General features: G+C 47.0%; 7 protein-coding genes and 1 pseudogene. 1 reads left to right on the top strand and 7 read right to left on the bottom strand.

Annotated elements, in window-relative coordinates; all coding sequences use genetic code 11:
* Positions 1 to 106, top strand: a pseudogene (locus tag ACB039_RS19995) (IS1595 family transposase); the annotation flags it as partial.
* A gap of 526 nt (positions 107 to 632) precedes the next feature.
* On the opposite strand, the gene ACB039_RS19990 reads toward ACB039_RS19995, so the two are convergent.
* From ACB039_RS19990 to ACB039_RS19960, 7 genes are all read right to left on the bottom strand, one after another.
* A complete protein-coding gene (locus ACB039_RS19990; protein ID WP_371166297.1) occupies positions 633 to 1,961 on the bottom strand; it encodes a hypothetical protein in 1,329 nt (442 codons plus the stop codon).
* A gap of 73 nt (positions 1,962 to 2,034) precedes the next feature.
* Positions 2,035 to 3,201: a nucleotide sugar dehydrogenase gene (locus tag ACB039_RS19985; RefSeq protein ID WP_371166296.1), complete on the bottom strand. Its 1,167-nt coding sequence runs from the start codon at positions 3,199 to 3,201 to the stop codon at positions 2,035 to 2,037.
* A 364-nt stretch (positions 3,202 to 3,565) separates the two neighbouring features.
* The gene (locus ACB039_RS19980; protein ID WP_371166295.1) at positions 3,566 to 5,311 is read right to left on the bottom strand and encodes a glycosyltransferase family 2 protein; all 1,746 of its coding nucleotides are present in this window, start codon (positions 5,309 to 5,311) and stop codon (positions 3,566 to 3,568) included.
* 456 nt (positions 5,312 to 5,767) lie between these two features.
* Positions 5,768 to 6,934: a nucleotide sugar dehydrogenase gene (locus tag ACB039_RS19975; protein WP_371166294.1), complete on the bottom strand. Its 1,167-nt coding sequence runs from the start codon at positions 6,932 to 6,934 to the stop codon at positions 5,768 to 5,770.
* A gap of 59 nt (positions 6,935 to 6,993) precedes the next feature.
* A complete protein-coding gene (locus tag ACB039_RS19970) occupies positions 6,994 to 7,971 on the bottom strand; it encodes an SDR family NAD(P)-dependent oxidoreductase (protein WP_371166293.1) in 978 nt (325 codons plus the stop codon).
* A gap of 44 nt (positions 7,972 to 8,015) precedes the next feature.
* Complete coding sequence (locus ACB039_RS19965) at positions 8,016 to 9,179, bottom strand: glycosyltransferase family 2 protein (protein WP_290024497.1); 1,164 nt, start codon at positions 9,177 to 9,179, stop codon at positions 8,016 to 8,018.
* A 10-nt stretch (positions 9,180 to 9,189) separates the two neighbouring features.
* Positions 9,190 to 10,935, bottom strand: a complete 1,746-nt coding sequence (locus ACB039_RS19960) for a glycosyltransferase (RefSeq protein ID WP_371166292.1) — start codon at positions 10,933 to 10,935, stop codon at positions 9,190 to 9,192.
* Positions 10,936 to 11,204: the final 269 nt, after the last annotated feature.

The raw sequence follows: 11,204 nt of genomic DNA, 5'->3' as shown, positions 1-11,204 counted from the left end.
TCATCGTTTTGACCTCAAGAGCATGTTGGTTGAATTGGGGCATGCAGTCGTGGCAAGCCCTCCGATGCCATATCGGCTCTTGAAGCTGGCTGAGGGTCATGGGTAATCAGGAAGCTATATGTCGCGGTGCCTGTCTTGATGGCAAGCCGGGGGGAGGTCTCTCCTTGTGCCAGCAGCCACCCCTGAAGCACGATACGGCCATGGGTGAGAGTGAGCGGCTCCTTGCGTGAGGGTGAATCGATATGCCAGCGCAGCTGGCCACCCGAGGTAGCCAGTGACGATGTCATCAGGGTGTAAGTGGTTGTCATCCAGTTTTGATACTTGTGTCATTTTATTGTTGTGATGGGCGCCTCTTGCGAGGATCGTGACAATGTCTGCCATCCTCCGCTCATCGCCCCTTTGCTCAAAGGCGAGACTGCCTTGGCGCCATATTCTGGCTGCACATGCAGGCCTCCCTTTGGTGAAAAGAGTCTACCCCAACTCAGGGGGGGGGTTGTCATCCTCAGACCTTTTCCTTGCGCATCTAGTGGTGTCGGTCACTCAGTCGCTGGAAGCGTTCGTTCAGGCAGAAGGTGTCGGCCAGTCTCAGGCTCTTGCAGACTCTCTTCTTGCACACATATCTTGCCGTCAGTCTATCCGCCCAGTGACGGGAGCGCTGGCACATCCAGCTCGGCAATCGTCTTTTGGATATAAAAAGCGTGCTTCTGATCGCTCGCCTGCAAGGAGTGAAGATAATTCGCTCGTTCCAAGGCCGACATGGTGAGTATTTTTCGTTTGCAGTCGTGCGAAACCGAGTAGTTCGACTCTGGCGCTTGCACCAGGAAGCGAGTGGTGATCTCACAGATGACCAGATCAGGCTGCTCATGGGCCACTATCTCGTCATCGATGCTGGCCCCCGACAAGACATAGACCACTTTGGCAAACGCATTGGCGAGATAAGGGATCATGTTGTAGGCAAAGGAGTCGCCGAACACGACAACGCTGTGCGCCAAGGGCGCCTCTGGGTGCTGAAAGACCTGGATCAAGCCCCTGCTTTTTAGGCGATTGTCAAACACCAGGTGTTGGAGGGCGGGGGAGAAATCCGCCTTCATAAGCACTTGGTCGGTCGGCGTTGGAAGCTTCACACCAAGATCCCCCGTGTCCTTGACAATACGAAAGTCAAAGGGGAAGGGCTCTTCCAATGACAGGCCCAGCTTGCATAGCATATGGTCCACGGCGATGCCGGCACCATAATCGGTCCAGTGAGTATCCTGTTTTGAATAAGTGGCATCCCCTGCGTCGCTCAGCACGTCTTTGGGATACATGATACCTTCCCGCTGGAAGTGAACGAGAAACTGCTCCACTGGGGTAATGTCTGCCTTTGGGTGCGGATAATAGTGTGGAAGCACCAGTTCCTTGGCGGGTGCCAGCATAAAGACTCGCTTTGCTTGGCGATTATCCACGCATTGATTGAGCGCAGAAAAATAGGCTTGCCATAAAGAGAGGCATTCATCGGATATCAATGCCTGTCCGAGAAATTGCGCCACGCTGTGATTGTGGTCATTGTCCAAAAAGAGGTGGCCTGATTTGCCAAACAGTATTTTCGCTGCAGGCAAGATATCAACCCTTACCCCCCAGGCTACCTTATCCTCGACAATAAAACCGACGTCAAAGCTGCCAGAGAAAGTGATGGGAATAAGAAACCCGCAGAGTGCATCGGCATCCATATCGCGTTTTTTTGATACGTCAGATCTGACTCTGTTGCATTTAAAGGCGTATTCACCATGCTGATGCCTGACCACTATGTCTACGGACTTTTTATTGTGCAGTGCCCATCCTGACAGCTTGAGCATCGAAGAGGCAAAGAGAGTGATCTCTTCGGCTCTTGGGGAGTCAATGGCAAACACCAGGCCGGCAATCCCATGTTGCAACGGGGTGACCTTAATCTGTGTGGTCATCATATCTGGCGTATCAGTTCTCAAAAGCACTCCTTGTCGCTGTAGCCCCCAGCCAGATCCCCTTGGTGATGGCTGGGGAGCGCGGGCAAGCCCGCCATCAATCAGAACCGAAAAGATCCCGGGTATAGACCTTGTCGGTGACATCGGCCAGCTCAGCGGCCATACGGTTGCACAGAATGACGTCGCTCACGGCCTTGAACTCTTCCAGGCTGCGGATGACCCGGGAGTGGAAGAAGCTCTCCTCCTTGAAGGTGGGCTCGAATATCACCACCTCGATACCCTTGGCCTTGATCCGCTTCATGATCCCCTGGATGGCGGACGAGCGGAAGTTGTCAGATCCCGCCTTCATCACCAGGCGGTGGATGCCGACCACCTTGGGGTTGCGGCGCAGCACGCTGTCGGCAATAAAGTCCTTGCGGGTGGTATTGGCATCGACGATGGCGCGGATCAGGTTGTTGGGCACCTGGTGGTAGTTGGCCAGCAACTGCTTGGTGTCCTTGGGCAGGCAGTAACCGCCATAACCAAAGGAGGGGTTGTTGTAGTGGCTGCCGATGCGCGGATCCAGGCCAATCCCTTCGATGATCTGGCGGCTGTCAAGGCCATGAGCCTGGGCATAGGTGTCCAGCTCGTTGAAATAGGCCACCCGCATGGCCAGATAGGTGTTGGCAAAGAGCTTGATGGCCTCGGCCTCGGTGCTGCCGGTCAGCAGCACGGGCACATCCTGTTTGATGGCGCCCTGTTGCAGCAACTCGGCAAAGCGTTGGGCCCGCTCGCTGCGCTCGCCGACCACGATGCGCGAAGGATGCAGGTTGTCATAGAGCGCCCGGCCTTCGCGCAGGAACTCGGGGGAGAAGATCAGGTTCTCGGTGCCCAACTCACTGCGCATCCGCTCGGTAAAGCCCACCGGAATGGTGGATTTGATCACCATCACCGCCCGTGAGTTAATGGCCATCACATCGCGGATCACCGCCTCGACCGTGCCGGTATTGAAGTAATTGGTCTCGGGATCGTAATCGGTGGGGGTGGCGATGATCACGAAGTCGGCAGACTCATAGGCCTCGAATTTGTCCAGCGTCGCCTTGAGATTGAGCTGCTTACCCGCCAGATAGGCTTCCAGTTCTTTATCCGCGATGGGGGAGCGGCGCCCATTGATCATCTCGACTTTTTCTGGCACCACGTCCAGAGCGATCACCTGATGGTGTTGGGCTAAGAGTACTGCATTGGAAAGACCGACGTAGCCAGTGCCTGCGATTGCTATTTTCATGCTTTATACTGACTCTCTTTCTCTAAAATTAATAAACCCTGTTGAAATTATCGGGTTGTGACCATGATAAACCGATATTGAGTTTATTTTTTCATGTTCTGGGACGTCACATGAGATAGGGAGGGTGCGAATAAGTACCCTCTACAACGAAACTGAAATTTTTAGTTGATTTAATTCAAATAGTTACAGAGGCATGTTTTGATGTTTAGTGACTTATTCGCACCTTTCTTGGGTAAATGCCGCTTGATGGTTCATGACGAAACTCCCGTAAAAGAGAGTATAAGATCACACCCTGTTCGGTCGGTCAAATCCTCGTGCCCTGCTTAAAAAACGTTCGCGATCTTGCCCTGGTTAGCTATGTTAGTCAGTTTTCAGTATAAAACCTTGTAACAAACGCATCTATATCATTAGCGTATTCACTACCTTCCTTATGCTTATTAATAAAGTCCCAAAATAGCTTATTAATTTTTTTATATCTTTTGTTTGTCCTATTTTTCACCTCCTGATATGCATCATTTATTTCGATATCATTCAGCATATCATTTATGGTCAACATGACATCATTATTAGGTATATACGCTGAAGAGTTGACATAATTTTTAGTATCAAGCGCCACCATAAACACTTTAAGAAATGATAATACTGACTCTGTGAATGATTCATTATTAATTATGTTAGGATGGTCGCCTCTATTTCTAGAATACTTCCATATGAACTCAGGGATACTTCTGTTAAAATAGTGAAGAATCCCAGCGTGAGTATTACAAGGGACATCACTAATAGATATGGTATTATATTTATTCGATGCAACGTGTGGATTTCCATTTGCCTTTACATATGATATTAAATTATTTTCTATAGATAATGGATAGTGTGGAAATGAAGAGAAAAAATATTGTGGTCTAAACATAGTCTTGATGTGACCATTTGCATTACTCTCAAATTTAGTCAATCTTTTTGTAATCGGATGATTTACCCAATCACTATTTTCCTCTGGAATACTAAACATCCAATTTAATGCTATAGCATGTACGTTTGTTTTGTTATGCCAATCTAAAAAATCAGCAATGGAACTGAATAATGACTTATTAAAAAAAATAAATTCATCAAGATCTACAAATAAACTCCACTCATAATCAAGGATTTTTTTATTTATAGTCAAGGCATGTGTATATGCCTTATTTTGAGCACTACATCCATGATCAACATCATTTTTAATATAAAATATATATCCAGAATTATGAAGTTTCTGAAGCAACTCATCAGAACCATCATCATTGCCATTAGAGTATATAAATATAGCATCAAAACCCAGAGATTTATAATAAGAGATCCATTCCAATAAATAAACACCTTCATTTTTTGCTGTGGCAACAACACATGATTTCTTAGTTGGTCTATACAACTTACGTATGTGATAGTTTAAGACCATCCATTTATTTTTTGAAAAATGTTTGATGAAATCCTTATTACCAATAAAGTCCAACTCTTCTGATACGCTATAATCAATATAGTTTTCAATATGACAAAACTGATTTACTGATTCTATAAAAGCTATGTCTTTAGATACTATGGAAAGATTTTTTAACTTATCTAAATTATCTTTGTAATACTCAGATAATGATTCATAACCTATCGAACCAATCAGAGATAACACATTTTCTAAAATTACATTTTTTTCAACCAAGCCAGACTCAGCAATTTGTATAAACACATTAGACAAATTGTCATTTGAAAAGTATATGTCTGATATTATATCAATTTCATGATAATTTTCTAACTGATTTTGCAGTGGCAAAATATCAAATACTTCCCACTCACGAGCCATATTTCTATTAGCAGTGACGACGACATCAATATTACTACCCAATGGCTGAGCACTATAAAACAATCTATTATATGTGCTAGCTATAGTACATTGGCTTTTGGATTTAAGATCCACATTAACAAAATCAATAAAATATTTTCCTGTATGCAAAAAACCTTTAGAAGAATCAACATCTAATATAAGGAAAACATTTCCATCAAATTCACGCTGTGATGTAATAGTATTTTTTGAATAAAAGAGGAATGATTGTTCTTTTTCACGACCCAGTAAAAACATAGTCATTTTCACACCAATAAAAACTGTGGAATAATAGTACCGCAATATACCTTTATTTCGAAAAGACGAAATATATGTATTTGCGTGGGAATATTATGGAGGGTGCGAATAAGTACCCTCTACAACGAAACTGAAATTTTTAGTTGATTTAATTCAAATAGTTACAGAGGCATGTTTTGATGTTTAGTGACTTATTCGCACCTTTCCTATGTCTACGGACTTTTTATTGTGCAGTGCCCATCCTGACAGCTTGAGCATCGAAGAGGCAAAGAGCGTGATCTCTTCGGTCCTGGGGGTGTCAATGGCAAACCCCAGACCGGCAACTCCATGTTGCAACGGGGTGACCATAATCTGTGTGGTCATCACATCTGGCGTATCCGTTCTCAAAAGCACTCTTTGTCGCGGTAGCCCCCAGCCAGATCACCTTGGTGATGGCTGGGGAACGTGGGGTGAGGCCCTTCATCAATCTGATCCAAAAAGATCCCGGGTATAGACCTTGTCGGTGACATCGGTCAGCTCAGCGGCCATACGGTTGCACAGAATGACGTCGCTAACTGCCTTGAACTCTTCCAGGCTACGGATGACCCGGGAGTGGAAGAAGCTCTCCTCCTTGAAGGTGGGCTCGAAGATCACCACCTCGATCCCCTTGGCCTTGATCCGCTTCATGATCCCCTGGATAGCGGACGAGCGGAAGTTGTCAGAGCCCGCCTTCATCACCAGGCGGTGGATGCCGACCACTTTGGGGTTGCGGCGCAGCACGCTGTCGGCAATAAAGTCCTTGCGGGTGGTATTGGCATCGACAATAGCGCGGATCAGGTTGTTGGGTACCTGGCTGTAGTTGGCCAGCAACTGCTTGGTGTCCTTGGGCAGGCAGTAACCGCCATAGCCAAAGGAGGGGTTGTTGTAGTGGCTGCCGATGCGTGGATCCAGACCGATGCCTTCGATGATCTGGCGGCTGTCCAGGCCATGAGCCTGGGCATAGGTGTCCAGCTCGTTGAAATAGGCCACCCGCATCGCCAGATAGGTGTTGGCAAAGAGCTTGATGGCCTCGGCCTCAGTGCTGCCGGTCAGCAGCACGGGCACATCCTGTTTGATGGCGCCTTCTTGCAGCAACTCGGCAAAGCGTTGGGCCCGCTCGCTGCGTTCGCCCACCACGATGCGCGAGGGGTGCAGATTGTCATAGAGCGCCCGGCCTTCACGCAGGAACTCGGGGGAGAAGAGCAGGTTCTCGGTCCCCAATTCACTGCGCATCCGCTCGGTAAATCCCACCGGAATGGTGGATTTGATCACCATCACCGCCTGCGGGTTGATGGCCATCACATCGCGGATCACCGCCTCGACCGTGCCGGTATTGAAGTAGTTAGTCTCGGGATCGTAGTCGGTGGGGGTGGCGATAATCACAAAGTCGGCCGTTTCATAGGCCTCGAACTTATCCAGCGTCGCCTTGAGATTGAGCGGCTTGTCCGCCAGATAGGCCTCCAGCTCTTTATCGGCAATGGGGGATTGACGGGAATTAATCAGTTCGACTTTTTCTGGCATTACGTCCAAGGCGATCACCCGATGGTGTTGCGCCAAGAGTACCGCATTGGAAAGGCCAACATAGCCAGTGCCTGCAATGGTAATGTTCATATTTTTTCGCTTATTGAATATCAACGTGATGTTAGGATTTTTACATCAAGATAGAGAGCTTATAATTTATGATAATTTTTGAACCACTCAACGAAACTATTTATACCTGTTTGCAGATTAGTGTCAGGTGAGAAGCCTACGGCTTTATTCAATTTATCAGTGTCTGCATATGTCACAGGCACATCACCATCTTGCATCGGATAATGGATCTTTTCAGCCTGTATTCCACACGCACTCTCTATAGCGCTGATAAAATCAGACAATTTTTCAGGGTTGTTATTGCCGATATTATATATTTCAAAAGGTAGCGATTTTTGAGGTGATGTTACAAGTAGTCTTATAATCCCTTCGACGATGTCATCGATATAAGTGAAGTCCCTCAACATATTGCCATTGTTGAATACTTTAATGGGACGGTTATGCAAGATAGCATCTGTAAATAGCCAGGGCGCCATGTCGGGGCGACCCCAAGGGCCGTAGACAGTAAAGAAGCGAAGACCAGAGATAGGCATATTATAAAGATGGGAGTAGCTTGCAGCCATAACCTCATTTGCCTTCTTGGTCGCAGCATAGTAACTCACCGGAAAGTCAACGCGATCATCCTCTGAGAAAGGTACTTTTTCATTTCTCCCATACACACTGGACGAGCTGGCAAAGACGAGGTGTTTTATTTTATGGTGACGGCAAGCCTCTAGAACATTGGCAAACCCAACAAGATTACTGGCTGTATAAGCTTTGGGGTTTTCAATGGAGTATCTGACGCCTGCTTGGGCTGCAAGATTAACCACGTAGTCAAATTGGTGCTGCTCAAAAAGCTCGTTAAGAGCAATATCATCTGCAATGTCTGCTTGATAAAAGGTAAACTTTTGCTTGCCTTGTAACGTGGCCAGTCGGGCATGTTTAAGGTCGGTGGAATAGTAGTTATTGATATTATCAATCCCTACAATGTCATAGTTGCCATTTTTTAACAGCTGTTGACATAGCGCATGACCAATAAAGCCAGCTGCACCAGTTATCAGTATCTTATTAATGCTCATTATTGATTTTTTAATCCAAAGTCATGTTGAGATTTCATAATTTCTCAGGCTGAGAAAATAATATGTTCAAGGATCCCGTTCGTTATTATAATTTTCTTAACATCACTCTTATCTATTTTGTATGAAAATCCGCAACGTAACTGTTCATTGTAGGTATTTCCCAATATGGCTTTAAGTACATCGGGTCTATTTATATTGGGTGGTAGTCTTTTCTCATTATCAGTTTGTTCTATAATCAACTCATAATTAGAACCGGCTTTATTAACTGCCCAACAAGAAATGTTTTGGTCATCAAACAAGTCAATGTGATAGAAAGAGTTGGCATTAAGATATTCTTCAAGTTGTTGAAGGTATGTAGGTGTTACGCCAAATTTGTTCTTTGCAAAAGTTATTAGTTCAGCTATTTTTGAATATGTGCTGCGTACAATGGCACTGGTGAAGTTCTCTGTTATTTCGTTTCGGTCATAACTTAAGAAATAGCTCTTTCTATCAACAGGTCTTTGTGTCGAAGCATTTCCCCTCAGGGCCTTTCCTACAAAGTATTCCTGAAGGGATTTTATGACGTAATGATTTATTCTAATAGTGTTCCACTTTACTTCTTTAGACAAGCCGACACCTATTTGTGGGTGGGTTATTAAGTCACTACCATCGCAATGAATATATTTTTTTGATGTTTCAACATGGTGTGGATTTATAAATCTAGAAACATCTCTGGCTCTAAATATAGTTTTGTAATGATGATTGGCTGGGAATGTATGTAAAGAATGCTGCGTAAAACGCTCAATAACCAAGCCATCTTCTTTGAATGTAGCACCGCTGGAGCCATAATTGCACCAATTAATTGCAAGTGCTCCTATATCTTGATTTGAAAATATTTTGGTTATTTCTTTATTTATCCTCTCATGCCCATCCATGGGACAAAAAAATTCATCCGCATCAATAAATGCCATCAGGTCATGGTCTTGTTTATATTTATTAAGCATATAATTAAATGCGGGGAGTTGTGGTCTTGAATTTTTCGGAGTCTCAAAGTTGAAATATGTAAGATCACAAAACTCACTCAATAAAATCAGAATCTCTTCAGTTGCATCTGAGCTTTCGTTGTTAGCAACGATAAAAGAATCAACTCCAATGGCAAGGTGATAGCAAACCCATTCTATTAATGCGTCAGCTTCGTTCTTCATCATAGTAGCAATACAAAGTTTCATATATAAACTCTTAAATGGAAAAATCTTCTCTGTCTTTGGTCAGATTTGGACTGTAGAAGGGATCCACCTCAAGATGTCTGCCCCACTTGGATTTCATAAAATTAACTTCCCTGTTAAAGCGGGAAATTTTCTCCGGTGAGTCTTCGGCCCCCCGGCTGATGGATTCGTAGTGATAGAGTTCGGCGTAGGGGGTCCAGAGATTGCGATAACCCGCCTCGCGCACTTTCAGGCAGAAGTCCACGTCGTTAAAGGCTACGTGCAGGTTCTCTTCATCCAGCCCGGCGACCTCGTCATAAATCTCTTTACGAATCAGCAAACAGGCGGCCGTGACGGCTGAGAGGGTTTGGGTCAGCAACAAACGGCTGAAATAACCCGGGTGGTGGCGAGGATAATGCTTGTGGGAATGGCCACCCACGCCGCCAATGCCGAGGATAACGCCACCGTGTTGCAGGGTATCGTTGCTGTAATAGAGCTTGGCTCCCACACAGCCGATCTCCGATCGCAGGCAGTGGCTGACCATCTCGGTCAACCACTCCGGGTTGATCACCTCGACATCATTGTTGACCAGACCGACGATGCTCCCCTTGGCATGGCGAGCGCCAAAGTTGTTGATGGCCGAGTAGTTGAAGGGGTGATCGTAGCGCAATACCTTGACCCGGCTGTCTTCGTGCTGGATCTGGGCAAAGAAGTCGAGGGTCTCCTGCTCGACGCTGCCGTTATCGAGGATCAGGATCTCGAAGTGGGTATAGGTGCTGCGCTTCAGGATGCTGCGCACCGCGGTTTCGGTCAGGGCGCGGCGATCCCGGGTGGGGATCAGCAGGCTGACCAGAGGGGCTGGCTCGGGGATGGGGTAGCGCACCCGATAAGTGTTGGGCACCAGGCCTGCCTCTACCCTGACACCGGGTTGCTGGCCAGCGAAATAGTCGCGCAGTGCCTGGATGCCTGCATCCGTGGTGTAACTCTTCTCGCCGGAGGCCAGGGCCGTGGAGCCCTCTATGGTGCGCCAGTGGTAGAGCACGCGGGGGATATGGACTATCTGCGTGGCCGTCACATGGGGCAGGCAGCGCAGCAGCAGATCCTGATCCTGACTGCCTTCAACGCCAAGGCGGAACCCGCCTATCTGTTGCAACAGCGAGCGGCGATAGACCCCTAAGTGGGAGACATAGTTTTGAGAGAAGAACAGATCTGGGTTCCAGTCACTCTTGAAGTGGGGGTCAAAGCGTTCGCCGCGACCATTGAGCTTGTCCTCGTCACTGTAGAGGATCTGGGTCTGGGGCCGTTCACAGATGGCCTGCGCCATAAATAGCAAGGCATGCTCTGGCAGGGCGTCATCGTGATCCAGCAGGGCCACGAAATCGCCCTTGGCAATCTGCAGGGCGCTGTTGGAAGCCGCCGAGATATGGCCATTTTGCTCGCGATAGACAACCCTGATCCGGCTGTCTTTGGCCTCATATTCGCGCAGTACCCGCTGCACATGGGCTTTTGGCGAGCGATCATCTGCAATACAGAGTTCCCAGTGGGGATAGCTCTGTGCCAAGACGGAATCCAGGCAGGCACGCAGGTAGATTTCAGCTGGGTTATAGACTGGCATCACCACAGAGATAAGGGGAGGCGCTTTCATGCCAGAGAGCATGGCGTCCACTTCCACGGGAGTGGGCAGTGAAGCCGCTTCTACCGTTTCTATCCACTCTTCATAATCGACAGAGGGCAAGGAGAAGCTGAAGGTCTCGTTATAGAGTGCCTGCAACTGTGTCATTGAGATGCCATGACGATCGGCAGAGATAGATGCCTTGATCTTATCCAACGGCATATCCCGATAGCTTTGATGCTCTTTTTGAATACGAGCCAGTAGCGCTGATTCGATGTGGTGTTCATTGACAGCAGTAATCTCAAATTGTGTGATTGAGAATGCAGAGGCCTGCTCCAGAGGATCGAAGCGCAAGGCGACGAGAGGGGATTCCAGATAAAACAAACGGCTGGAAGCCATCGCTCTTTTATATGGCAAGGTGACCGTTTCAAGCTCGT

The sequence above is a fragment of the Aeromonas sp. S2(2024) genome (genome assembly GCF_041402505.1).
GTDB classification, from domain to species: domain Bacteria; phylum Pseudomonadota; class Gammaproteobacteria; order Enterobacterales; family Aeromonadaceae; genus Aeromonas; species Aeromonas media.
The sequence above is the reverse complement of the archived record's forward strand: the minus strand, read 5'-3'. Positions and strand labels throughout refer to the sequence as shown.